Source organism: Oerskovia douganii (assembly GCF_015142735.1).
Classification (GTDB): Bacteria; Actinomycetota; Actinomycetes; order Actinomycetales; family Cellulomonadaceae; genus Oerskovia; species Oerskovia douganii.
In genome coordinates, this window is sequence record NZ_JACSPN010000001.1 from 158,810 (window position 1) to 182,201 (window position 23,392).

Annotated in this window: 20 protein-coding genes and 1 pseudogene; 12 read left to right on the forward strand and 9 right to left on the reverse strand. The window is 73.0% G+C overall.

What is annotated here, in order from left to right; genetic code table 11:
- The first annotated feature begins 140 nt into the window (after window positions 1–140).
- The 4 genes from H9623_RS00685 (at window position 141) to trpS (ending at window position 3,513) form a co-directional block, all read left to right on the forward strand.
- Complete coding sequence (locus H9623_RS00685; protein ID WP_193718167.1) at window positions 141–473, forward strand: ArsR/SmtB family transcription factor; 333 nt, start codon at window positions 141–143, stop codon at window positions 471–473.
- A complete protein-coding gene (locus H9623_RS00690; protein ID WP_193718168.1) occupies window positions 470–1,234 on the forward strand; it encodes a cation transporter in 765 nt (254 codons plus the stop codon). Before H9623_RS00685 ends, H9623_RS00690 begins: the two co-directional genes overlap by 4 nt.
- 136 nt (window positions 1,235–1,370) lie before the next feature.
- A complete protein-coding gene (locus tag H9623_RS00695) occupies window positions 1,371–1,868 on the forward strand; it encodes a DUF1269 domain-containing protein (protein ID WP_193718169.1) in 498 nt (165 codons plus the stop codon).
- Between the two features lie 502 nt (window positions 1,869–2,370).
- A complete protein-coding gene (gene trpS / locus H9623_RS00700) occupies window positions 2,371–3,513 on the forward strand; it encodes a tryptophan--tRNA ligase (protein WP_193718170.1) in 1,143 nt (380 codons plus the stop codon).
- A gap of 114 nt (window positions 3,514–3,627) precedes the next feature.
- Here trpS and H9623_RS00705 read toward each other — a convergent pair whose 3' ends face one another.
- Window positions 3,628–5,583: a phosphoenolpyruvate carboxykinase (GTP) gene (locus H9623_RS00705; RefSeq protein ID WP_193718171.1), complete on the reverse strand. Its 1,956-nt coding sequence runs from the start codon at window positions 5,581–5,583 to the stop codon at window positions 3,628–3,630.
- A gap of 138 nt (window positions 5,584–5,721) precedes the next feature.
- Between H9623_RS00705 and H9623_RS00710 the strand changes: the two genes are divergently transcribed.
- Window positions 5,722–7,215 carry an XRE family transcriptional regulator gene (locus H9623_RS00710; protein WP_193718172.1) on the forward strand — a complete coding sequence of 498 codons (1,494 nt, stop codon included), beginning with the start codon at window positions 5,722–5,724 and terminating at the stop codon, window positions 7,213–7,215.
- Window positions 7,216–7,337: 122 nt separating this feature from the next.
- Here H9623_RS00710 and H9623_RS00715 read toward each other — a convergent pair whose 3' ends face one another.
- The gene (locus H9623_RS00715; RefSeq protein ID WP_193718173.1) at window positions 7,338–8,468 is read right to left on the reverse strand and encodes a hypothetical protein; all 1,131 of its coding nucleotides are present in this window, start codon (window positions 8,466–8,468) and stop codon (window positions 7,338–7,340) included.
- 166 nt (window positions 8,469–8,634) lie between these two features.
- On the opposite strand from H9623_RS00715, the gene H9623_RS00720 reads away from it, so the two are divergent.
- On the forward strand, window positions 8,635–9,906 hold the full coding sequence (locus H9623_RS00720) for a hypothetical protein (protein ID WP_193718174.1): 1,272 nt from the start codon (window positions 8,635–8,637) through the stop codon (window positions 9,904–9,906).
- Between the two features lie 39 nt (window positions 9,907–9,945).
- Here H9623_RS00720 and H9623_RS00725 read toward each other — a convergent pair.
- Window positions 9,946–10,605: pseudogene (locus H9623_RS00725) on the reverse strand (alpha/beta fold hydrolase); the annotation flags it as partial.
- Between the two features lie 96 nt (window positions 10,606–10,701).
- Between H9623_RS00725 and H9623_RS00730 the strand changes: the two are divergent.
- Both H9623_RS00730 and H9623_RS00735 read left to right on the forward strand, forming a co-directional pair.
- A complete protein-coding gene (locus H9623_RS00730; protein ID WP_193718175.1) occupies window positions 10,702–11,166 on the forward strand; it encodes a Fur family transcriptional regulator in 465 nt (154 codons plus the stop codon).
- Between the two features lie 40 nt (window positions 11,167–11,206).
- A complete protein-coding gene (locus tag H9623_RS00735; protein ID WP_193718176.1) occupies window positions 11,207–11,569 on the forward strand; it encodes a hypothetical protein in 363 nt (120 codons plus the stop codon).
- 88 nt (window positions 11,570–11,657) lie between these two features.
- Here the strand turns inward: H9623_RS00735 and glpK are convergent, their stop codons facing one another.
- The 3 genes from glpK to H9623_RS00750 all read right to left on the reverse strand — a co-directional run bounded on the left by glpK (window position 11,658) and on the right by H9623_RS00750 (window position 16,080).
- On the reverse strand, window positions 11,658–13,175 hold the full coding sequence (gene glpK / locus H9623_RS00740) for a glycerol kinase GlpK (protein WP_193718177.1): 1,518 nt from the start codon (window positions 13,173–13,175) through the stop codon (window positions 11,658–11,660).
- 176 nt (window positions 13,176–13,351) lie between these two features.
- Entirely contained in the window at window positions 13,352–14,113 is a 762-nt protein-coding gene (locus H9623_RS00745) for an MIP/aquaporin family protein (protein WP_193718178.1), read from the reverse strand.
- Window positions 14,114–14,331: 218 nt separating this feature from the next.
- Window positions 14,332–16,080, reverse strand: a complete 1,749-nt coding sequence (locus tag H9623_RS00750) for a glycerol-3-phosphate dehydrogenase/oxidase (RefSeq protein ID WP_193718179.1) — start codon at window positions 16,078–16,080, stop codon at window positions 14,332–14,334.
- 250 nt (window positions 16,081–16,330) lie between these two features.
- Here H9623_RS00750 and H9623_RS00755 point away from each other — a divergent pair, with 250 nt between their 5' ends.
- Both H9623_RS00755 and H9623_RS00760 read left to right on the forward strand, forming a co-directional pair.
- Entirely contained in the window at window positions 16,331–17,335 is a 1,005-nt protein-coding gene (locus tag H9623_RS00755; protein ID WP_193718180.1) for a sugar-binding transcriptional regulator, read from the forward strand.
- 37 nt (window positions 17,336–17,372) lie between these two features.
- Window positions 17,373–17,900 carry an amino-acid N-acetyltransferase gene (locus tag H9623_RS00760; RefSeq protein WP_193718181.1) on the forward strand — a complete coding sequence of 176 codons (528 nt, stop codon included), beginning with the start codon at window positions 17,373–17,375 and terminating at the stop codon, window positions 17,898–17,900.
- Window positions 17,901–17,964: 64 nt separating this feature from the next.
- Here the strand turns inward: H9623_RS00760 and H9623_RS00765 are convergent, their stop codons facing one another.
- Window positions 17,965–18,924: an A/G-specific adenine glycosylase gene (locus tag H9623_RS00765; protein ID WP_193718182.1), complete on the reverse strand. Its 960-nt coding sequence runs from the start codon at window positions 18,922–18,924 to the stop codon at window positions 17,965–17,967.
- A 169-nt stretch (window positions 18,925–19,093) separates the two neighbouring features.
- Between H9623_RS00765 and H9623_RS00770 the strand changes: the two genes are divergently transcribed.
- Entirely contained in the window at window positions 19,094–19,936 is an 843-nt protein-coding gene (locus H9623_RS00770) for a hypothetical protein (RefSeq protein ID WP_193718183.1), read from the forward strand.
- A gap of 56 nt (window positions 19,937–19,992) precedes the next feature.
- On the opposite strand, the gene disA is transcribed toward H9623_RS00770, so the two are convergent.
- Together disA and radA are read right to left on the reverse strand one after the other, a co-directional pair.
- Window positions 19,993–21,048: a DNA integrity scanning diadenylate cyclase DisA gene (gene disA, locus H9623_RS00775; RefSeq protein ID WP_193718329.1), complete on the reverse strand. Its 1,056-nt coding sequence runs from the start codon at window positions 21,046–21,048 to the stop codon at window positions 19,993–19,995.
- Between the two features lie 116 nt (window positions 21,049–21,164).
- The gene (radA, locus tag H9623_RS00780) at window positions 21,165–22,649 is read right to left on the reverse strand and encodes a DNA repair protein RadA (RefSeq protein WP_321575186.1); all 1,485 of its coding nucleotides are present in this window, start codon (window positions 22,647–22,649) and stop codon (window positions 21,165–21,167) included.
- 144 nt (window positions 22,650–22,793) lie between these two features.
- On the opposite strand from radA, the gene H9623_RS00785 reads away from it, so the two are divergent.
- A complete protein-coding gene (locus H9623_RS00785) occupies window positions 22,794–23,321 on the forward strand; it encodes a potassium channel family protein (protein ID WP_227747942.1) in 528 nt (175 codons plus the stop codon).
- Window positions 23,322–23,392 lie beyond the last annotated feature (71 nt).

The window sequence follows — 23,392 nt, forward strand, 5'->3', positions numbered from 1 at the left end:
CCCGCCGCGCACGGGGACGACCCGAGCGCCGAGCGTGCAGCTCGGGTCGTCGTCGCGGCGGATCGACGACCCGGTCGTCACACTCGGCGAACCGAGGTGCACGCTCCCGTGAGTTCATCGAATCGTGTACTGTCCGACCCATGGAGACCGCGACCCTCACGCACACGGCCGCGCTCGCACGGCTCGGCCACGCGCTGTCCGACGAGACGCGCACCCGCATCCTGCTCACGCTCCGGGAGGCCCCTGCGTACCCCTCGGACCTCGCGGACGCCCTGGGGGTCTCACGTCAGGTCATGTCCAACCAGCTCGCATGCCTGCGCGGCTGCGGGCTCGTCGAGTCCGTGCCCGACGGACGGCGGACCTGGTACCGGCTCGCCGACAGCCACCTCGCGCCCGCCCTCGACGACCTGCTCCGCCTCGTCGTCGCGGTCGACCCGACGTGCTGCTCGCCCGACGGGTGCACGTGCTCATGACCGAGGTGACGACCGGGTCGCGCCGGCCCGCAGGCCACGGCCGGCCAGCCGACCTCGCCCCCGCCCGCCGGGCCCTGCTCGAACGACGCGTCCGGTGGGTCGTCACGGCGACCATCGCCTACAACGTGGTCGAGGCGGTCGTCGCGATCACGGCCGGACGCATCGCGTCCTCGGCGGCCCTCGTAGGGTTCGGCCTCGACTCGATCGTCGAGGTCCTGTCCGCGGCTGCCGTCGCGTGGCAGTTCGCGGCCCCCGACCCGCACCGCCGCGAGCGGACGGCGATGCGCCTCATCGCGGTGTCGTTCTTCGGCCTCGCGGTGTTCGTGAGCATCGACGCCGTCCGGACCCTGCTCGGGGCCTCGGAGCCCGACCACTCGACCGTCGGGATCGTGCTCGCGGCCGTGAGCCTCGCGGTCATGCCGTTCCTGTCCTGGTTCGAGCGCCGCACGGGCCGCGAGCTCGGCTCGGCGTCCGCCGTCGCCGACTCGCGCCAGACGCTCCTGTGCACCTACCTGTCCGCGGTGCTGCTCCTGGGTCTGCTGCTCAACTCGACCCTGGGCTGGACGTGGGCCGACCCGGTCGCAGCCCTCGTCATCGCAGCCGTCGCGATCAGGGAGGGCGTCGAGGCCTGGCGGGGCGACGCGTGCTGCTCGCCGGTCGCGGCGCTCCACGCCGCGGAGGTGTCCGCGCCGTCGGGCACACCCGGCGAGGTGCGCGGCGCGACGCCCGACGCCGACGGGTGCACCTGCTGCGCCGACTGACTCTCGACCGGTCGCCGGCGCTCCGCCCCGGCCTCCGATGGCGCCCCCGGAGAACCCCATCTACCGTCGAGGTGGACCCGCGCCCCCACGGGGACGGCGTCCTCCGACAACCGACGACGACGGAACGAGGCATGTGGTGGCGACGCTGACCGTATGGAAGTTCGAGACTCCCGAGGGTGCGCAGCAGGCGGAGGACGCGCTCCTGGCGCTCCAGAAGCAAGAGCTCATCCAGGTGCAGGACGCGGCGATCGTGTCCTGGGAGGAGGGCAAGAAGAAGCCCAAGACGCACCAGTCCAACAACACGACCGGAATCGGGGCGCTCGGCGGGGCGTTCTGGGGCCTGCTGTTCGGGCTCATCTTCTTCATCCCGATCATCGGCGTCGCGATCGGCGCGGCCGCCGGGGCCCTCGCGGGGTCGCTGACCGACGTCGGGATCGACGACGACTTCATCGACACGGTGCGGTCCAAGGTCACGCCCGGCACGTCGGCCCTGTTCGTCCTGACCTCGGGGGCCGTCATGGACCGCGTCCACGAGGCGCTCCAGGCGCAGGGCATCCACGGCGAGCTCATCCAGACGAACCTGTCGGCCGACGAGGAGGCCAAGCTGCGCGAGGCCTTCGACGAGAACGTCTGAGGACGTCCGCACGCACGAGACGCACGGCCCCGGACCCTCGCGGACCGGGGCCGTCGTCGTGCCGGGCCCCGGGAGCGGGGACCGGGACCGCGCGGCGGCGCGCGGCCCTGGGGCCCGGTACGGACGAGCGAAGCCCGGTCGATCAAGGGGGGTGACCGACCGGGCTCCGCGTCCGAGGGGCGGCGCGCGCAGCGCGCGCTCGCCGGTGGACGGGACTACGCGGACAACCCTCGGTCCTGCGTGCGACCGTCCTCCGCTCACGCTACGCCTCCGATCCCAGGATTGTGCAATGCAGGACGGATGGTGTGCGACGCGGACGAGCGCGACGGCGGCCCGACCGGGGCGACGAGAGGCGTAGCCTGGACCCATGACAACGCGCAACTGGTGGTGGCTGCCCTCGCAGCCGTGACCAGTCGTGTCCCCGAGCTGCCCTCCGTGCAGCCCGGGACGGCCCTCCGTCGCCTGCGGCGAGCGAGGGCGGCTCCTGAACCCAGGAGCACCCATGACCCTCTCCACCGCGGCCCCCGTCGCAGCGACGACCCCCGCCCAGGTGACCCGCCCGCACGAGGCGGGCTCCGCCGTCGGGACCCTCGACGCGGCCCGGGCCCGCAGCCTCGCGGTCGAGGCCCGGATCGCCACGGACCCCGCCGGCTTCCGCGTCCTGACGGGCGAGCGCCCGACGGGAGCGCTGCACATCGGGCACTACTTCGGGACCGTCGCCAACCGTGTGCGCCTCCAGCAGGCGGGCGTCGAGATCTTCCTGGTCCTGGCCGACTACCAGGTCATCACCGACCGCGACGAGGCCGGAGACCTGCCCGCGACCGTGCGCGAGATCCTGCTCGACTACCTGGCCGCGGGGATCGACGCCGACCGGACCACGGTCTTCACGCACAGCGCCGTCCCCGCGCTCAACCAGCTCCTGCTGCCGTTCCTGAGCCTCGTGAGCGTCGCCGAGCTCGACCGCAACCCGACCGTCAAGGCCGAGACCGCGGCCACCGGCGGCCGGGCGATGAGCGGGCTCATGCTGACCTACCCCGTGCACCAGGCCGCCGACATCCTGTTCTGCCACGGCAACCTCGTGCCCGTCGGGCAGGACCAGCTGCCGCACCTCGAGATGACACGCACCGTCGCGCGGCGCTTCAACCAGCGGTACTCCGCCGCAGACCCCTACTTCCCCGAGCCCGACGCGCTGCTCGCACCCTCGCCCACGATCCTGGGGACGGACGGGACCAAGATGAGCAAGAGCCGTGGGAACACCCTGCCGCTCGGAGCGAGCGAGGACGAGACGGCCCGGTGGGTCAAGCGGGCCAGGACCGACGCCCAGCGGGCCATCACCTACGAGCCCGAGACCCGCCCCGAGGTCGCGAACCTCCTGACGATCGCGTCGCTGTGCACAGGGAGCACGCCCGAGCAGGTCGCGGACGAGGTGGGCGGCGCGGGGGCCGGGCGGCTCAAGGCGCTCGTGACCGAGGCGCTCGTCGAGCACCTGCGGCCCGTCCGGGCCCGACGCGCGGCGCTCGCCGCCGACGACGGACCGGACGTGCTCGAGATCCTCGCGCGCGGCAACGCGCGGGCGAACGAGATCGCGGACCGCACGCTCGCCGACGTGCGCGAGCTCATGGGCATGGTCTACCGCCACGGGTGACGCGAACGCCCGGCGAGGGTGACGTCGCGTCACCCTCGCCGGGCGCGGTGGGCCGTCGTCGGCGTGCGGGACCGACGGCGCCCCGTGGTCACCCTCGGCGAGGAGGGCGACGGCTCACTCGGCCCCGAGGCGCGACCGCAGCCGTGCGAGCTGTGCCCACAGCTGGTCCGGGACGCGGTTGCCGAACGTGTCGAAGAACTCGCTCGTGAGCCGCGTCTCGGCGAGCCACGAGTCGGCGTCGACCTCGAACAGGGCCTCCAGGTCACGTTGCGGCAGGTCGAGCCCGTCGACGTTCAGCGCGCCGGGCGCGGGCAGCAGCCCCACGGGGCTCGTGACGGCGCCCGCGTCGGTGCGCAGGCCGCGCGAACGGTCCACCTGCTGCGCGATCCACTCGACCACGCGCGAGTTCTCCCCGAACCCGGGCCACAGGAACGAGCCCTCGGCGTCCTTGCGGAACCAGTTGACCTGGAAGATCTTGGGCCGCTTCTCCGGGTCGAGGCCCGCACCCACGCTCAGCCAGTGCGCCCAGTGGTCGGCCATGTTGTACCCGCAGAACGGGAGCATCGCGAAGGGGTCACGGCGCAGCTCGCCCAACGCCCCCTCGGCGGCGGCCGTGCGCTCGGACGAGATGGTCGCCCCCATGAACACGCCGTGCTCCCAGCCGTACGCCTGCGCGACGAGAGGGACGTTGGTCGCGCGCCGCCCGCCGAAGACGATCGCGTCGATCGGGACGCCCGCCGGGTCCTCCCACGAGTCGGCGATCGTGGGGCACTGAGCGGCCGCGACCGTGAACCGGGAGTTGGGGTGCGCGGCGGGGGTGCCCGCGGCGCCGTCCTGCGGGGTCCAGTCGTTGCCGCGCCAGTCGGTCAGGTGCGCGGGCGGCTCGGGGGTCAGCCCCTCCCACCAGACGTCGCCGTCGTCGGTCAGGGCGACGTTGGTGAAGATGGTGTCCCGGTCGAACGTCGCGACCGCGACGGGGTTGGTGTCGATCCCCGTGCCGGGAGCGACGCCGAAGAACCCGGCCTCGGGGTTGATCGCGCGCAGCGTCCCGTCGGGTCCGGGGCGCAGCCACGCGATGTCGTCGCCGATGGTCTCGACCTTCCACCCGGGGACCGTCGGCTGGAGCATCGCGAGGTTCGTCTTGCCGCACGCCGAGGGGAAGGCGGCGGCCAGGTGGTAGGCGCGCCCCTCGGGCGACGTCGCTCGGACGAGCAGCATGTGCTCGGCCAGCCAGCCCTCGTCGCGGGCCATGGCCGAGGCGATGCGCAGCGCGAAGCACTTCTTGCCCAGCAGGGCGTTGCCGCCGTACCCGGACCCGAACGACCAGATCTCGCGGGTCTCGGGGAAGTGCGCGATGTACTTGGTGTCGTTGCAGGGCCAGGCGACGTCCTCGTGGAGGTCGACCGAGCCGTCGGGGTGGTCGACCACGAGGGGCATGCCCACGGTGTGCACCGCGGGGACGAACGCGGCCCCCGCGTCGATCTGCGCGAGCACGTCGCTGCCGACGCGCGTCATGACCCCCATGCTCACGACGACGTAGGGCGAGTCGGTGACCTGGATGCCGACCTGCGACAGGGGCCCGCCGACGGGGCCCATCGAGAACGGCACGACGTACATGGTGCGACCGCGCATCGACCCGTCGAACACCCCGCGCAGCTCGGTGCGCATGGCGTCCGGTTCGCGCCAGTTGTTGGTAGGTCCCGCGTCGGCCTCGTCGCGCGAGCAGATGAACGTGCGCGACTCGACGCGGGCCACGTCGCTCGGGTTCGACCGGGCGAGGTAGCTGCCGGGGCGCAGCTCGGGGTCGAGCGGCAGGAGCGTGCCCGCGTCGACCATGAGGTCGATCAGCCGCTGCTTCTCGGCCGCGGACCCGTCGCACCACACGACGGCGTCGGGCTCCGTGAGGTCGGCGATCTCCCGGACCCAGGCGCGCGGGTCGCGCGACCGGGCGCCGTCGACGGCGACCGTGCTGCCCGACGGGGTGCCGGCCGTGGTCCGTGCGGCGCTCGTGCGCGCACGGGTCGTGGTGTCGGTCGGGCGGTCGTGGCGGGCGGTCGTGGTGGCGGTCATGGTGGGTCTCCGGTCCTGGGCGGGTGTCGGTTCCGCCCGGTGGGCGTCGTGGTGCTGTTTCCACCATCGACCCGGAACTCAACGGTTTTCCACCCAGATTCCAGTCAAGAATCGCTGATCTTGACATAGGGTCAAGGAATGGCAGTCGACGAAGACCGCAAGATCCCCACGACCCCTGAGGTCCCCACCCCGGCGAGCACCGACCTCATCACGCTCGGTCGCCGGATCCGGTACTTCCGGACCGGCCGCGGACTCACGCTCGACGCGCTCGGTGCGCAGGTGGGCACGACCGCGAGCCTGCTGTCGCTCATCGAGAACGGCAAGCGCGAACCCCGGCTCTCCCTGCTCCAGGCGCTCGCGGGCGCGCTCGACGTCCCGGTGACGGACCTGCTCGCGGACGAGCCGCCGTCGCGCCGCGCCGCGCTCGAGATCGAGCTGGACCGCGCCCAGCGCGGCCCCCTGTTCGCGACCCTCGGCCTGCCCACGGTCAAGGCCTCGCAGAAGCTGCCCATGCCCGTGCTCGAGAACCTGGTCGGCCTGCACGGCGAGCTCGCACGACGTGCGTCCGAGGCCATCGCGACGCCCGAGGAGGCGCGGCGCGCCAACACCGAGCTGCGCCTCGAGCGGCAGTCGCGCAACAACTACATCCCCGAGCTCGAGGAGCTGGCTGAGGAGATGACGCGCCGCGCGGGCTACACCTCGGGCGCCCTGACGCACCGCACGGTCGCGCGCATGGCCGAGCAGCTCGGCTTCACGCTCCTCCACGTGGACGACCTGCCCCACTCGACCCGGACGGTCACGGACCTGCGCAACGGCCGCATCTACCTCCCGCCTGCCTCGATCCCGGGCAGCCACGGCCTGCGCTCGCTCGGGCTCCAGGCGATCGCGCACCGCGTGCTGGGACACCAGCGCCCGACGTCGTACGCGAACTTCCTGCGCCAACGGGTCGAGATCACGTACTTCGCGGCGTGCTGCCTCATGCCGCAGTCCGCGGCCGTCGAGTTCCTCGAGCAGCGCAAGAAGGAGAAGGACCTCGCGGTCGAGGACTTCCGCGACGCGTTCGGCGTCTCGCACGAGGCCGCGTCCCAACGGTTCACGAACCTCGCGACGTCGCGACTGGGCATCCCGGTGCACTTCATGCGCGTGGGCGACGACGGCGCGCTGTACCGCGGGTACGCCAACGACGGGCTGCCGTTCCCCGCCGACGTGACGGGGGCGATCGAGGGGCAGCTCGTGTGCCGCCGGTGGGCTGCGCGCGAGGCGTTCGCGCGCCGCGACCGCGCGACCGAGTCCTACCAGTACACGGACACCCCCGCGGGCACGTTCTGGTGCAGCACCCAGACGGGCACGACGACGACGGGCGAGTTCTCGATCACCGTCGGCGTCCCGTTCTCCTCGGCCAAGTGGTTCCGGGGGCGCGAGACGACCGCGCGGCGGGCCTCGACGTGCCCCGACGAGGCCTGCTGCCGGCGACCGGCAGCCCAGCTCGCGCGCCACTGGGAGGAGGTCGCGTGGCCCAGCGCTCGCATGCACCAGTACGTGCTGTCCGCGCTGCCGTCCGGGGCGTTCCCCGGCGTCGACGCCTCGGAGGTCTACGCGTTCCTCGAGAAGCACGCCCCGCGCGACGACTGACCCGGCGTCTGCCGCCGGGCAGGCGCGTCAGGGGACCCGGGGTACGGGACCCGGGACCCGGGGTACGGGACCCGGGACCCGGGGGGACGGGCCCCGGGCCGGCCGGGCGGAGGCCGGGCGGCTCAGGCCATGGCGTCGGCGACCGCGCCGACCGCGCCGACCGCGGTGTCGCGCGAGGCCTCGGCGGCGTCGGCCGCTCGTGCGAGGTCGGCGATCTGCCCGAGCACCTCGGTCGTCTCGACCTGGACGCGCAGCTCGATGCGGTCGAGGCCGATGGCCGCGGCGTCGGCCGCCGAGCCGAGCAGCGCACGCAGGTCGGCGACCGCGGCGGACGCGGCGTCGACCGTGGTCGCCCGCTCGGCCCGGGCCGTCACGAGGCCGAGGCTCAGGCCGAGGTCCTCGGCCACGTCGGACCGGGCCGTCAGGAGGGTGGACGCGGCGCGGGCCAGCGCGCCGACGCGCTGCCCGAGGTCCCGGGCCGACAGGCGGGCGGACGCGAGATCCGTCGCGCGGTCGTCCAGCTCGCGGGCGACGAGGGCGCAGGACGCGTCGCGCAGGTCCTCGACGTAGGTGCGGTGGCCGCCGCCCTCGACGAGGACGCGCTGGGTGCGGTCGAGGGCCCAGGTCGGGTCGCGGTCCGCGGCGTGCAGGAAACGGTCCAGGTCGACGGCGTCGAGGGCCTCGTCGTCCTCCCCGGCCAGCCATCGTCCGACGCGGGCGAGGTCGTCGGGGCGGTCGACGTCGAGCCCCACCGTCGCCAGGACGTCGAGCCAGGTGCCGGTCGTCGGGTCGTACAGCGGGACGAGGTGCTCGTCGGAGGGGCCGAGGGGCCGCACGTGCCGGCCGCGGTGCGGGTCGTGCAGGAGCACCCACCGTTCGCCGTCGATGACCACGGGACCGGACTCGGTCATCTCGAGCACGACGCGGGTGGCCCACTCGTCGTAGGTCTCGCCCCAGGTCCGGCCCGTCGTCGGGTCGTGCAGGGTGCTCGGCGACCGGAGTCGTGCGGGCAGCCACAGGAGGGGGTGCCACAGGGCCGCCGGCCGCAGCCCGGGCCAACGGCGGTGCCCCGCGGGCACGGTCCACGGCATCGGCAGGGGGCTGGCGGTCAACGGCGAGAGCAGGAGCTCGCCGTCGTGCAGCCCCGTGAAGGCGCGCCACAGGTGCAGCCGCCCCATCGTGTCGAGCGCCGATGCGGGCAGGAGGAGATGCTCCCCCGGCCCGACGTCGAGCGCTCGGCGCCTGTGCTCCACGTTCGTCCTCTCCTCGCCTACGGTCTCGGGTCGCCTATGCCGCGGCAGCGTGCGGCAGCCTGCGCGGTGCGAGGTCCGGGCCCGCTGGGGCGAGTGTGGTGCAGATCACATCACCAGGGGGGCGCCGAAGCCCGAATTCCGTGATCACGCCGCACACACACCTGCCATGCAGACCATCACCGTCACCGCCGACGCCGACGCCGACGCCGCCGCCGTCCGTCCGAACGTCCACGACCGCGCGAGCGACGAGCTGGACCGCACCACGACCGAGGTCGCCCGGAGGGTGCGCTCCGGCGACCTCGCCGAGCGCGAGGCACGCATGATCGTCTTCGAGGCGGTCTTCCGCACGGGGATCGTCCCCTCGGAGACCATGCGCTACTGCTACCGCCACAGCATCGCCCGCTTCCTCCACGACGACATGGTCGACGCAGCCGTGGACTTCTACACCCGCAAGATCCTCGACCTGCCGAGCGTCGACGGAGCCGAGGGCGACTCCACCGGGCGCAACGGCACGAAGTTCTTCGACCTCGAGGTCTTCGCCGGGGGTGCGAGCGCGGCCGGATCCATCCGCCAGGCGCTCGGCGACTACACGCTCATGCACCGGACCCTGCTGCGCAGCGTCCGGGCCGCACGCAAGATCGGCCAGATCGTCTCGACCGACTTCCTCGAAGGCACGATCGACAGCGAGGGGCGACTCGCCGGGCTCGTGCACGAGCTCCCGGTCGTCCCCGACCTGGCCGGCCAGGTGCTCGACGCGGGGCGCGACGAGGAGCTCGACCGTCTCTGCGCCGCGCACGAGAGCGCCGCCACCCGCCAGCGTGGCGTCCTGCGCACCCACGTCGACGCCGCCGCGATCCGCGACGCGTTCGCGCTCCCCACGCTCGAGCGTCCCCTGGACCCGGACGTCCGCGCCCGCATGCTCGCCTGGGTCGAGGAGGACGAGAGCCTCGCGCTGCGCTCGGTCCTGGCCCTCACGGACAGCCCGCTGGACCCGCGTGTCGCGACCCTCGGTGAGTTGTGGGCGACGTACGAGGACGAGCACGTCGAGACCGTCGCCACGCACGAGTACGGACGCAAGATCGCGCACCTCCTCGTCCGTGACGTCCTGGCCGACCGGGCCCGCCCCGGCCGACCGGCGCTGTCCCGCACGCGCGTCGCGGTCAAGCAGGCCGTCGCCACGTGCGGCGTCGACGCGACCTGGGTCACCGAGCTCACCGCGGTGTTCGTCGAGCACGAGCACGAGGCGCGCTCCGCGTGGGACCCGGACCGGGGGACCGGCGAGTCCACGCGCGACACCGACCGGTACCTGGACGCCCTCGCGGCCGCGGCCGCGCTGCCGGGCGCGCCCTTCGGCTCGACGGACGTCGAGGTGCGCTCCACCCTGGCGGACATCGTCTCCGCGGCCCGCCAGGTCGTGCGGGTCGCCGAGGCGGGCTAGCGCTCCCGCGCCCCGGCCGCACGACGGCCGGCGACGCGCGATCCGGTCGGCGATGCGCGCGAGGCGCGCGACGTCGTCGGGGAAGCGTGCCGCGAAGCGCGCGTTCTTCGCGGCCGTGCGCGGGTAGGTGCGACGGTAGACCTCGGTCGCGTCGGCCTCGAGGCCCGCGAGCCCGCCCGTGACGTAGCAGGCGGTGAGCCCTTCCGGGGCGTGCGAGAGGTACGTGAGCGTGAGGAAGCCGCCGTAGCTCTGCCCGAGCGTGGCCCAGCGGCGCCCGCCGAACAGGGTGCGCCGCAGGTGCTCGGCGTCGGCGACGATCGAGTCCGCGCGGAAGTGCGCGAGGTACTCGGCCTGCGCGACCGCGTCGCCGAGCGCGGCCAGGTGGTGTCCGCGCACGGCCGAGCTGCGACCCGTCCCGCGCTGGTCGAGCAGGATCACGCGGTGCGTCGCGAGCAGGGTGCCCACCCAGCCGTCCGGTCCCGTGGGGCGCGGGCCCTTGCCGCCCGGGCCGCCCTGGAGGAACACGAGCAGCGGGAGGTCCTCGTGCCGTCGGACCGGGTCGACGAGCTCGCGGGCGAAGACCGTGATCCGTCGCGGGTCGGTCTCGTCGAACCAGTCGAGGGGGACCTCGACCGCGTGGTCCGTGACGTGGATGCCGGGGAGGGTGTACGCGGTCCGGTGCGCGGGGCTGGTGGTCACGGCCTCCAGCCTACGGGGGCACCAGGGAGCCGCGTGCGTTGCCTTGGGTCGTTCGTTGTTTTGACTCAATCAAAAGAAGGCCGTAGGGTCGTAGCCATGGACACGACCGGGGGACCGCGCAGCGCCACCGACCGGGCCGGAGACCTCCGCGCCCGAGGGCTGCGTGCGACGGCAGGCCGCGTCGCGGTGCTCGCCTACATCGACGAGCACCCGCACGTGACCGCCTCCGACGTCTTCCGGGCGCTCCGCGAGGAGCTGCCGTCGACGTCGCCCCAGGCCGTCCACAACATCCTGCAGGACCTGCACCAGCGGGACCTGCTCCGCCGGACGGACCTGTCCGACTCCGGCGGTGCGCGGTACGAGACCCGCACGGGCGACAACCACCACCACGTGCAGTGCGTGGTGTGCGGCCGCGTCGAGGACGTCGACTGCGTGGTGGGGCACGCGCCCTGCCTCGTGCCGTCGGACAGCCACGACATGCGCGTCTTCGTGACCGACGTGACCTTCCGCGGGATCTGTCGATCCTGCGAGCAGACGGAACCGGCCCGCGCCGCGGACTGACGCGCGCCACCGGCTCCACATCTCCACCGAGAGGAACACCATGGCGACCATCGCCCAGACCCCCGACACCACCGTTCTCGACCAGCCGTCCGTTCTCCAGGAGACCGTGCTGGTGGGGACCGTGAGCATGTCCGACCTGCGCCAGCAGCACGAGGCGCCGCGCACCCTGCGCGACGACGAGTTCGTGGCCACCCTGGCCTGCAACAGCCCCGGCGCGCCCAGCCACGTCATCGGCCGGCGTGCCGACGGCCGCGCCTACGACCGCATCGCCCTGGCCTACGAGTCGGCCGGCCGGGTCGAACGACGGATCTGGTCCCTCGACGCCGACCACGGCACCGAGGCGCGCTACCGGCTCCTCGAGGACACGGGCACGCGCGGCGGGTTCGCCGTCCACTGCGGCTGACACCGGCCGCACGACGACGGAGGGTGGGGCGCTCGACGAGCACCCCACCCTCCGTCGTCGTCCCTCCGGGGGACGGGGACGCGACGACCTACTTCTCGACGTCCTCGTCGACCCAGTCCAGGGTCTTGCTCACGGCCTTCTTCCAGTTGCGGTAGAGGCGCTCGCGCTCGCTCTCGTCCATCGACGGGCTCCAGCGCTTGTCCTCGGCCCAGTTGTCGATGACGTCCTGCTCGCCCTGCCAGAACCCGACCGCGATGCCCGCGGCGTACGCCGCACCGAGCGCCGTCGTCTCCGCGACCTTGGGCCGCACGACGTCCACGCCGAGCTGGTCCGCCTGGAACTGCATGAGCAGCTCGTTCTGGACCATGCCGCCGTCGACGCGCAGCTCGGTGAGGTCGACGCCCGAGTCCGCGTTCATGGCGTCCAGGACCTCGCGGGACTGGAACGCGACGGCCTCGAGCGCGGCGCGCGCGATGTGGTTCTTGTTGACGTAGCGCGTGAGGCCGACCAGGGCGCCACGGGCGTCGGAGCGCCAGTGCGGCGCGAACAGGCCCGAGAACGCGGGCACGAAGTACGCACCACCGTTGTCCTCGACCTTCTGGGCGAGCCACTCGACGTCGGGCGCGTCCGAGAACATGCCCAGGTTGTCGCGCAGCCACTGGATGAGCGACCCCGTGACGGCGATCGAGCCCTCGAGCGCGTAGCGCGCGGGCTGGTCACCGATCTTGTAGCAGACCGTGGTCAGCAGACCGTTGCGGGACTGGACCTTCTCCGTGCCCGTGTTCAGGAGCATGAAGTTGCCCGTGCCGTACGTGTTCTTGGCCTGGCCGACCTCGAAGCACGCCTGCCCGAACGTCGCGGCCTGCTGGTCTCCCAGGATGCCCGCGATCGGGACGCCCGGGAGCAGCCCGCCGGGACGCCCGACGCCGTACACCTCGGACGACGACCTGATCTCCGGGAGCATCGAGAGCGGGATGCCCATGTCCGCCGCGATGTCCTCCCGCCAGCTCAGGGTGTCGAGGTCCATGAGCATGGTGCGCGACGCGTTGGTCACGTCCGTGACGTGCACGCCGCCGTCGACGCCGCCCGTCATGTTCCACAGCACCCAGGTATCGGTGTTGCCGAACACGAGGTCGCCGGCGTCGGCGGCCTCGCGGGCACCCTCGACGTTGTCGAGGATCCACTTGACCTTGGGGCCCGAGAAGTAGGTCGCGAGGGGCAGGCCGACGATCGACTTGTACTTCTCGGGGCCCGCGTCGCCACCCAGGTCGTCGACGATCTTCTGCGTGCGCGTGTCCTGCCAGACGATCGCGTTGTAGACGGGCTTGCCCGTCCTGCGGTTCCACACGACCGCGGTCTCGCGCTGGTTGGTGATGCCGACCGCGGCGATGTCCGTGTAGGTCACGTTCGCGCGGGTCAGGGCGAGGCCCACGGCCTCGCGGACGTTGTTCCAGATCTGCTCCGGGTTGTGCTCGACCCAGCCCGCCCGCGGGAAGATCTGGTCGTGCTCGAGCTGACCGGAGGAGACGATCTGCCCGGAGTGGTTGAAGACGATGGCCCGGGAGCTGGTGGTTCCCTGGTCGATGGCGAGAACGTAGTCGGCCATGGTGTGTCAGTCCTTCACGTCGGAGGTGTCGAGGGGGCGCCGCGCCGGGCGCGGCGGAGGAGCAGGGGGCCGTGGGCATCGCGCGGGGCGGCCGGGCCCGACGGCGGGGGGCCGCGTGACCGGGGCGGGGCGCCCACGCCCCGGTCGCGCGGGTAGGTCAGGGCAGGTGCCCGGGATCAGCCCCAGGCCTTGCCGAGGAGGCCGGCGAGCACGCCGCCGACGAGCGGACCTGCGACCGGGACCCAGGAGTAGGCCCAGTCGCTCGAGCCCTTGCCACGGATGGGCAGGAGGGCGTGGGCGATGCGGGGACCCAGGTCACGAGCAGGGTTGATGGCGTACCCGGTGGGACCACCGAGCGACGCACCGATGCTGACCACGACGAGTGCGACCGCGAGCGGCCCGAGACCGGACGGCGTGTTGCCCGACGCGACGACGAAGAACACGAGCACGAACGTCGCGATGACCTCGGTGACGAAGTTCCAGCCGTAGGAGCGGAGCTCGGGGCCGGTCGAGAAGACCGCGAGCTTGGTGGCGGCGGGCGCCTCCTCGTCGAAGTGCTTCTTGTACGCGACGAACGCGAGCACGGCACCGACGATCGCACCGATCATCTGTGCACCGAAGTAGATGAACATGTTGCTCACGGTCGGCTCGATCGTGGCCGTGAGGATCCCTTCAGGTCCCGTGACCTGGTAGAAGGGCCGGTCCGCGGTGAAGAGACCGATGGTCACCGCCGGGTTCAGGTGTGCGCCCGACTTGTACGCGACGTAGACGCCGGTGAAGACAGCGAGGCCCCATCCGAAGTTGATGAGGAGCCATCCGCCGTTGAAGCCCTTGGTCTTGGGGAGGATCACGTTGGCCACGACGCCGGCACCCAGCAGGATCAGGGTCGCGGTGCCGAGGATCTCGGACCAGAAGGCGTTGAGGATGAGTGTGTCCATCAGGTTCTCTCTTTCTTGGTGGACTTCGTTGTCGCAACCACCCCGGCGCATCCGTGCGGCGGGGCCCCGGTGCGCCGCGAGGTGCGCACCGTGAGGTTGGGGGGTGCCGCCCCCCGGTCCGTCGACGTGAGCCGAACGGGCCGGGGACCGGCGGATGAAGTTGTTCTCGGGGAGCCGAGGCTCCGGGCGGTCAGGGGATGGTCAGGAAGGCAGGCCGGTCAGGAGGCGTCGAGCGGCTTGAGCGGGGCGATGTCGTCCGCGGCGAGCCGGGTGCGCTCGGCCGTGGCGTCGTCGGGCTCCTGCTCGGCGGCCTCCTCGGCCGCCGCGCGAGCCGTGTAGGACTCGATCTCCGCAGCCCGCTGCTCGTCGCTCCAGCCGAGGAGCGGTGCCGCGATGTCGGCGATCTCCGGGAGAGCGCCGAGCCCGCGATCGAGCACCTCGTAGTTGAGGCGCGTGCGGTGCAGGAGCAGGTCCTCCAGGTGGAGCGCGCCCTCGTGGGTCACGCCGTAGCTGATCTCGGCCCGCAGGTAGGCGGGCGCGTGCTCGAGCGGCTTCGCCAGCGTGGGGTCGGCCTCGCACAGGGCGACGATGTCGCGCAGGTTCGAGCCGTAGCGGTGCAGCAGGTGGTCGACCATCTGCGGCGTCCAGCCGAACTTCGAGGCCCACGGCCGCGCCTGGCGGCGGACCGCGTCGAGGCCCACGGCCCCGATCAGCGGGATCTTGTCCGTGATCGAGGGCAGGGCCGCCGAGCGCTGGCCGATCGCGAAGTCGACCGCGTCCTTGGCCATGACACGGTAGGTCGTGAGCTTGCCGCCTGCGATGACCGTGAGGCCGGGCGTCGGCGACGCGGTGGTGTGCTCGCGCGAGACCTTGGCCGAGCTCGTGCCCTCCTTGGTGCCCGGCTGGAGCAGGGGGCGCAGGCCGGCGTACGTGCCGATGATGTCGTCGCGCGTCAGGGGCTGGGCGAGGACGGCGTTGGCGTGCTCGAGGATGTACTCGATGTCGGCCGACGTCGCCACGGGGTGCGTGAGCTCCTGCTCCCACGGGGTGTCGGTCGTGCCGATGACCCAGTAGCGCGACCACGGGATGATGAAGAGGACCGACTTCTCGGTCTGCAGGATCAGACCGACCTGGCCCTTGATGCGCTCGCGCGGGACGACGATGTGGACGCCCTTCGAGGCGAGCACGCGCAGGCCTCCCTCGGAGCCCGCGAGGGCCTCGGTGTCCTCGGTCCACACGCCCGTCGCGTTGATGACGGCGCGTGCGCGGACCGTGATGCGGCGGCCCGTCTCGAGGTCCTCGAGGATCGCGCCGTTGACCGCCCCGGTGGGGCCCTTGGTCAGCTCGACGACCTGGGTGCGGGACGCGGCGTGCGCGCCGTAGGAGGTCGCGGTGCGGATGAGGGTCGAGACCAGGCGGGCGTCGTCGACCGAGGCGTCCCAGTACTGGACAGCGCCGATCGCGGCGTCGTGCGCGAGGTCGGGGAACTTGCGCTCCATCTGCTTGCGCGAGAGGTGGCGGTGCAGGGGCAGGGCCCGCTTGCCGGGGGCCATGCTCGCGAGCGTGTCGTAGAGCGCGATGCCGGCGCCGACGTAGGCGCGCTCCCACACACGGTGCTCGAGCGGGTAGAGGAAGGGGACGGGGCGCACGAGGTGCGGCGCGAGGTCCTTGATGAGGAGGTCGCGCTCGGTGAGCGCCTCGTGGACCAGGTGGAAGTCGAGCATCTGCAGGTAGCGCAGCCCGCCGTGGACCAGCTTGCTCGAGCGGCTCGACGTGCCGGCGGCCCAGTCCTGGGCCTCGACGATCGCGGTCGACAGCCCGCGGGTCACGGCGTCGAGGGCGATGCCCGCCCCGGTCACGCCGCCGCCGATCACGAGGACGTCGAGCTCCTGGTCCGCGCTCGTGCTCGCCTCGAGCGCGCTCAGCGCTCGCTGGCGAGACTCTGCGGTGAGTCTGCTGGAAGTCATCCGATGGCCTTCTCTCGTCGTCGATCTGGTGCGTCACGGGGAGGCAGGGGGTGCGGCGCCCCTCCTGTGACGTTCCCACGGCTCCGCGTCCCGCGCTAGCGGTACGAGGCGGGGCCCAGGAGGGCGCCGTGCCGCGGCACAGCGCTGTCGAAATGCCGCTGCACGTATTAACGTCAACATGTCAGGAACGTACGCGCAAGCGCAGTGCACAAACGTGCAGACGCCGAAGGCAGAGGCAGGAGACCCGCAGATGGCGGATCGTGAGCAGGACGTCCTCCGGGCGGCCTCGATGTACTACCTCCAGGACATGAAGATGGAGGCGATCGCGAAGCACCTGCGCACGTCGCGCTCGACAGTCTCGCGTCTGGTCAAGAAGGCGCGTGAGACTGGTCTGGTGGAGATCACGCTGCGCCCCACGCAGAGCAGGGCGCCCGGGCTCGGCGCGCACATCTCCGCCACCTACGGCATCGACGCCTACGTGGTGCCCGTCCCGGACTCGACCCAGCAGGTCGACCGGCTCGACCAGGTGGCCCTCACGACGGCCCGCCTGCTCGGCTCGTGGTTCGACTCCGACATGATCCTCGGCATCGCGTGGGGGACCACGCTCGCCGCGATCTCCCGGCACCTGAGCCGCAAGCCGACCCGGGGCTCCGCCGTCGTGCAGCTCAACGGCGCGGCCAACACGCGCACGTCCGGGGTGCACTACGCGGGTGACCTGATCGCCGGGTACGGCGAGGCGTTCGACGCTCACGTGCACCATTTCCCAGTGCCCGCGTTCTTCGACTACGCCGAGACCAAGCAGGCCATGTGGCGCGAACGGTCGGTGCGACGCGTGCTCGACGTCCAGCGGCGGGCCGACGTCGCGCTGTTCTCGGTGGGCGCGGTGTCGGGAGCCGTGCCCAGCCACGTGTACTCCGCGGGCTACCTCGAGCCCGAGGACATCGCGGTGCTGGAGGCCGAGAAGGTGGTCGGGGACGTGTGCACCGTCTTCCTGCGGGCCGACGGCACCTACCGGGACATCGCGCTCAACGAGCGGGCCACGGGCCCCGGTCCCGACGAGCTCAAGCGGATCCCGCAGCGCATCTGCGCGGTCGCGGGCGACAACAAGGTCGCGCCGCTGCGGGCCGCGCTGCGGGCCGGTGTGGTGACGCACCTGGTGATCGACGAGATCACGGCCTCGCACCTGATCGAGCAGGAGACGGGGCGCATCGCGGTCGCCCGCACGCGCATCGAAACTATGCAGTCGGGTGCATGAGTACGCACTTGGGGCCGTGGAGGCGTAGATTGTCCGGGTGACGAGCAGCCCCACGACCACCCTCACGCTCCGCCCCGCACTGCCCGCGGACGTCCGCGCCATCCGCGGGCTCGTCGAGCCCTACGCCGAGGAGCGCATCCTCCTGGCCAAGGAGATGGTCGGCTACTACGAGGCCGTCCAGGAGTTCGTGGTCGCCGACGTCGGCGAGCCGGACGCCCCCCAGGTCGTCGGCTGCGGGGCGCTGCACGTCATGTGGGACGACCTCGCCGAGATCCGCACGCTCGCGGTCGACCGCGCCTGGCTCGGCAAGGGGGTGGGGCACCGGCTGGTGACCGAGCTCCTCGACCGGGCCCGCTCCCTGGGCCTGCGGCGCGTCTTCTGCCTGACGTTCGAGGTCGACTTCTTCCGTGCGCACGGGTTCGAGCCGATCGAGGGCACCCCGGTCTCGCCCGACGTCTACGCCGAGCTCCTGCGCTCGCACGACGACGGCGTGGCCGAGTTCCTCGACCTCGCCCGGGTCAAGCCCAACACCCTCGGCAACACCCGGATGCTGCTGACGCTCTGAGGGGCGCGCTCGCGCCCGCCGCCGCTCGCCCGCGCCCGGCGCTCCGGCAGGGGCATCCGCACCGTCAGGCGGGCAGCCGGTAGACCTCGCCGTCCTGCTCCACGAGGCCGTCCTCGACCAGGCTCGCGACGCACCGCCCCAGCTGTGCGGCGTCGGGCCACAGCCCGGCGACGACGTCGCGGTGCACGGGCCCGTCCGCGCCGCGCAGCGCGGCCATGACCCGGCCCCGTGCCTGCCGGTCGGTGCCCTCCCAGGCCTGGGTCCGGCGTCGGGCGGCGTGCTCGTCCGGTGGGCTGCCCGCAGCCCGCCACGCGCACAGGTCCGCGACCGGGCACTCGTCGCAGCGCGGCGAGCGTGCCGTGCACACGAGCGCACCGAGCTCCATCGAGGCGGCCGCCCACGACGCGGCCTCGGCGTCCCCGGTCGGCGCGACGAGCGTCGCGAGCCGGCGCTCGGCCGCGGTGTACGACGGTGCGGGCAGCGCCGTCCCCGCCACCGCGCGCGCCAGGACGCGCCGCACGTTCGTGTCGACGACGACCGCACGGCGCCCGTGCGCGAACGCCCTCACTGCCGCGGCCGTGTACTCCCCGACGCCCGGCAGCGCGAGCAGCTCGTCCAGGTCCTGGGGGACCTGCCCCGCGTGCCGTTCGACGACTGCGCGCGCGCAGTCCTGCAGGCGCAGGGCGCGGCGCGGGTAGCCGAGGCGCCCCCAGGCGCGCAGCACATCGGCCGTCGACGCCGCCGCGAGGTCCGCGGGCTCGGGCCACCGCGCCGTCCACGCACGCCACGCGGGCTCGACCCGCACCACGGGCGTCTGCTGCAGCATGACCTCGCTCACCAGGACGCCCCAGGGGGAGCAGTCGTCGCGCCGCCACGGCAGGTCGCGCGCGCTCGCGGCGAACCACTGCCCGACGGCGTCGCGCAGGTCCGCGTGCGGGTCAGGTCCCTGGAGGCTCGCCAGGGCAGGTCGGCGGTCGGGCGTGCGAGGACGCGGGGCGTCGAGCGAGGTGCGGGAGGACGGCATGGTGCGACCATTCTCGCCGACCCTGCGCACCCCGTGCGTCGACGGGGCCGCGCCCGTCCGCCACCCGACGGGAGCCGCGCGGTGTGGCGGTGAGGAACGGCCCCCGTGGCGACGTACCGTTGCCCCTAGTGCAGGGCGAGCCTGCGCGGACAGTCGATCGGAGCCGCACGTGAGCACGGCGCAAGGTACCCGGCCGCCGACCGGGTCGAACCCGGTCCCGGGGGCCCCCGGGCACAGGCCGGGCGGCGCGTCGGCCGGCAGGCCCACGTCCCGGACGCTGCGCGTGCGCCGCACCATGGCACTCGTCCTGCTCGCGGTGATCGTGGTCGGGGTCGTCATGCTCGTCCGGGCCGCGATCGCGTTCGGCACGGGACTGCTCGCGGAGGACCCCCAGGGCAAGGTCGCCCCTCCGCCTCCCCAGGAGGTCGCCGCGACCGGGTACAAGGCCTGCCAGGCCAAGGACGTCACGCTGTGGCTCGCAGCCTCGAGCACCGAGTACGCGGTCGGGGAGAACCCGTCCTTCACCGTGACGCTGACGCACGTGGGCTCCAGGCCGTGCTTCGTCGACGCCTCGTTCGCGGTCCAGGAGCTCACGATCACCTCCGGCAGCGAGCGCATCTGGTCGTCGGCCGACTGCCCCGCGGAGTCCGAGCCCCTCCTCATGGCCCCGGGCGACGAGTGGCCGAAGACCGTGACGTGGACGAGGGAACGCTCGGCCCCCGAGTGCGCCACCGGCCTGCCGGCGACGCTCCCGGGGACCTACAGCGTGGTCGTGGCGTCGAACGAGGCCGAGGGGCTCACGAGCCCCGCCGTGTCCTTCACGCTGGTCGCGCCCGAACCCGTGACGCCGCCCGCGCCGCGGACCCCGGCCGACGGGGCTCCCGCAGAAGGGGCCGACGAGGCCCCGGCCGTGCCCGCGGAGGGCACGGAGCCGCCCGCCGCCGGAGACGGGGAGGCGCCGTCGCAGGACGGAGCGGCGACCCCCGAGGGGGACGTCCCGCCCGAGGGGTAGTCCCCGTCTCTGGTCCCGGGGCTGCCCCGGACGCCGGACGTCACCGCCTCGCTGGGCTAGACGTACCGCTCGAGGATGCTCGACTCGGCGAGGCGCGACAGGCCCTCGCGGACCGCGCGGGCCCGCTGCTCGCCCACGCCGTCCACGGCCATGAGGTCGTCGATGCTCGCGGCCAGGAGCTTCTGGAGACCACCGAAGTGCGAGACCAGGCGGTCGATGATGGTGCCCGGCAGGCGGGGCACCTTCGACAGGAGCCGGTACCCGTGCGGTGCGACCGCCGCGTCGAGGGCCTCGCCACCACCCGGGAGGTCGAGGACGCGCCCGATGAGGGTGAGGTCGAGGAGCTGCGTCGAGTCGAGTGCACCGAGGGCGTTCTTGACGTCCGCGAGCGAGCGCTCCTTGCGGCCGAGCTCGACGTAGTCGCGGATGACGGACTCGCGGTCCGAGCCGATCCCGCCGATCAGCTCGTCGAGCTGGAGCGCGAGCAGTCGACCGTCCGTGCCGAGCTCGACGACGTAGCCCGCGATCTCCTCGGAGATGCGGCCGACCATCTCGAGGCGCTGGACCACGGCGCACACGTCGCGGACCGTGACGAGGTCCTCGATCTCCAGGGCCGACAGCGTGCCGCTGACCTCGTCGAGGCGGGCGCGGTAGCGCTCGAGCGTCGCGAGGGCCTGGTTGGCACGGGAGAGGATGGTGTCCGAGTCCTCGAGCACGTAGCGCTGACCGCCCACGTACAGCGCGACGATCCGCATGGACTGGCTGACCGAGATGACGGGGAACCCGCACTGCTTGGCGACGCGCTCCGCGGTGCGGTGGCGCGTGCCCGACTCGGTGGTCTCGATGGTCGCGTCCGGCAGGAGCTGGACCGCCGCGCGCAGGATGCGGTTCGCGTCCCGGTCGAGGACCACGGCGCCGTCCATCTTGGAGAGCTCGCGCAGGCGGGTCGCGGAGAAACCGACGTCCAGCACGAAACCACCCGAGCACATGGTCTCGACGACCTTGTCCAGGCCGAGGACGATCAGTGCGCCCGTCCGGCCACGCAGGATGCGCTCGAGGCCGTCGCGGAGCTCGGTGCCCGGAGCCACTGCTGCGAGGGTCTCCCGGAGCATGTCGTCAGGGTGCACAGGGGAGTTGGCCACGTGGGCATCCTACGCTGCCGGGCCGTTCGAGGGGCGAGAAAACACCGTTCCTGGGACGACCGGAGGTCACGATGGCGCAACGGTTCTCACTCGTCGAAGCGCGTGCGCTCCTGCTGCGAGGGAAGGTGACCGGCGCGCGCCAGCTCGACGGCCTCGCCCAGGTGCTGCGCGGGCAGCACGGTCATGCCCGCAGGGGGCTTGGGGGACGACCCGCGAGGAACCACGGCACGGGTGAAGCCGAGCCTCGCGGCCTCGCCCAGGCGCCGGTCCAGGCCGGAGACCGGGCGGATGTCGCCGGCCAGCCCGACCTCGCCGATCGCGATGGTCCCGGGTGGCATGACCTGGTCCTCGCGGGCCGAGAACGTCGCGAGCGCGATCGCGAGGTCCGCCGCGGGCTCGGTGACGCGGGCGCCGCCGATCGTCGAGACGTAGACGTCCTGGTCGACCAGGCGGACCCCGGCGTGCCGGTGCATGACGGCGAGGATCATCGCGAGCCTGCTCGAGTCCACGCCGCTCGTGGTGCGCCGCGGGTTCGTCAGCGAGCTGGGGACCACGAGGGACTGGATCTCGAGCGCGAGCGGGCGACGCCCCTCGAGCGTCACGGTGATGAAGGTGCCGGGGGCGCCGGCCCCCGAGTGCGACATGAACAGCCCGCTGGGGTCCGTGAGACCCACGATCCCGGTCTCCGACAGGTCGAAGCAGCCGACCTCGTCGGTCGGCCCGTACCTGTTCTTGACGGCTCGCACGAGCCGCAGGCGCGAGTGCCTGTCGCCCTCGAACTGGCACACGACGTCCACCAGGTGCTCGAGCGTGCGCGGCCCGGCGACCGAGCCGTCCTTGGTCACGTGCCCGACGAGGATCACGGGCAGGTCCCGCTCCTTGGCCGCGGCGATGAGCGCCGCGGCGACCTCGCGCACCTGGCTCACGCCGCCGGGGGCGCCCTCGACCTGCGCCGAGGCGATCGTCTGCACCGAGTCGACGACGAGCATCGCGGGGTTCGTGGCCTCGATGTGCCCCAGCACGGTCGCGAGGTCCGTCTCGGCCGCGAGCAGCAGGCCCGGCGCGAGCGCGCCCACCCGCTCGGCCCGCAACCTGACCTGCCCGGCCGACTCCTCGCCCGTGACGTACAGGACCGTGCGAGGCTGCGGCGTCGGGCGCGGGGAGTCGCCCGGGGACGGCACCTTGTCGCTCACTCCGGCCGCGACGTTGCTCGCGACCTTGAGCAGCAGCGTCGACTTGCCCACGCCCGGCTCTCCCGCGAGCAGGACCACGGCCCCCGGGACCAGGCCGCCGCCCAGCACGCGGTCGAACTCGGCGACGCCCGTGGGCGTGGCGCGCGCGGTCTCGACGTCGATCTCTCCGATGGGCCGCGCCGGGTTGCGGGTCGGGGCGACCGCCGCGGTCCGGGGCCCGGCGCTCGCCGCGGCCTCCTCCGTGACGGTGCCCCACTCCTGGCACTCGCCGCAGCGGCCGACCCACTTGGCCGTGGTCCACCCGCACTCGCTGCAGCGGTAGGCGGGCTTGGCCGGGCGCTTGCTCGTGGCACGGGAGGCGGAGGTCGATGTGGTCACGCGCGTCACGCTAGCCGTCGGCACCCACAGCCCGGCGGGGCCGCGGCCCGCGCGGCGCGCCGTCGGCGGCGAGGGGCGCCCGCCCCGGGGGCGGCGGAAGTGGTCCCGATGGCGCGCGGCCCGGCCCCTGCCCATCATGAAGCCATGCGCAGGCTCCGGAAGGACAGCCCGTGGTGGACCGTCATCACCACCCTGGGCTCGCTCGCGGCGTGCCTGCTCCTCTACTACGGCGTGCCGCTCGGGGACGCCGACCGCGAGTGGGTGCAGATCCTGCTGTTCGCGGTCGGTTTCCTGGGGCTGTGCTACCTCGTCAGGTTCCAGGTGCGGCGCCAGCTCCGCGCGGGTCGCGAGCCGAGCGTGCGCGTCCAGTCCGTGATCGGGCTGCTGTCGCCCATCATCGTCTTCTTCTCGATCGCCTACTACCTCCTGGCGATCCACAGCGACACCGAGTTCGTGGGGATCGAGACGCGCACCGACGCGCTGTACTTCACGGTCGTCACGCTCGGGACCGTCGGGTTCGGGGACGTCCACCCCGTCGGGCAGGCTGCGCGCGTCATCACGATGGTCCAGATCCTGTTCGACCTCGCCGTGATCGGCGTGCTGGTCGCCGTCGCGACGCAGCGCATGAAGGAACGGGCGGAGCGGCGGGACGTCCACCTCGACGGGGACTGACCAGCGCGGCTCCCACGGACGCGTGCGGGCGCACACTATTCTGGCGCCTTCACAGCGTCGCCACGAGGAGA

Bases quoted from the DNA above. Each gene is read 5' to 3' on its own strand.
- disA (WP_193718329.1), bottom strand. From the start codon at position 21,048: ATGCTCCGGGAGACCCTCGCAGCAGTGGCTCCGGGCACCGAGCTCCGC.
- H9623_RS00690 (WP_193718168.1), top strand. From the start codon at position 470: ATGACCGAGGTGACGACCGGGTCGCGCCGGCCCGCAGGCCACGGCCGG.
- glpK (WP_193718177.1), bottom strand. From the start codon at position 13,175: ATGGCCGACTACGTTCTCGCCATCGACCAGGGAACCACCAGCTCCCGG.
- H9623_RS00765 (WP_193718182.1), bottom strand. From the start codon at position 18,924: ATGCCGTCCTCCCGCACCTCGCTCGACGCCCCGCGTCCTCGCACGCCC.
- H9623_RS00705 (WP_193718171.1), bottom strand. From the start codon at position 5,583: ATGACCGCCACCACGACCGCCCGCCACGACCGCCCGACCGACACCACG.
- H9623_RS00730 (WP_193718175.1), top strand. From the start codon at position 10,702: ATGGACACGACCGGGGGACCGCGCAGCGCCACCGACCGGGCCGGAGAC.
- H9623_RS00785 (WP_227747942.1), top strand. From the start codon at position 22,794: ATGCGCAGGCTCCGGAAGGACAGCCCGTGGTGGACCGTCATCACCACC.
- H9623_RS00735 (WP_193718176.1), top strand. From the start codon at position 11,207: ATGGCGACCATCGCCCAGACCCCCGACACCACCGTTCTCGACCAGCCG.
- H9623_RS00750 (WP_193718179.1), bottom strand. From the start codon at position 16,080: ATGACTTCCAGCAGACTCACCGCAGAGTCTCGCCAGCGAGCGCTGAGC.
- H9623_RS00710 (WP_193718172.1), top strand. From the start codon at position 5,722: ATGGCAGTCGACGAAGACCGCAAGATCCCCACGACCCCTGAGGTCCCC.
- H9623_RS00745 (WP_193718178.1), bottom strand. From the start codon at position 14,113: ATGGACACACTCATCCTCAACGCCTTCTGGTCCGAGATCCTCGGCACC.
- H9623_RS00720 (WP_193718174.1), top strand. From the start codon at position 8,635: ATGCAGACCATCACCGTCACCGCCGACGCCGACGCCGACGCCGCCGCC.
- H9623_RS00685 (WP_193718167.1), top strand. From the start codon at position 141: ATGGAGACCGCGACCCTCACGCACACGGCCGCGCTCGCACGGCTCGGC.
- H9623_RS00755 (WP_193718180.1), top strand. From the start codon at position 16,331: ATGGCGGATCGTGAGCAGGACGTCCTCCGGGCGGCCTCGATGTACTAC.
- trpS (WP_193718170.1), top strand. From the start codon at position 2,371: ATGACCCTCTCCACCGCGGCCCCCGTCGCAGCGACGACCCCCGCCCAG.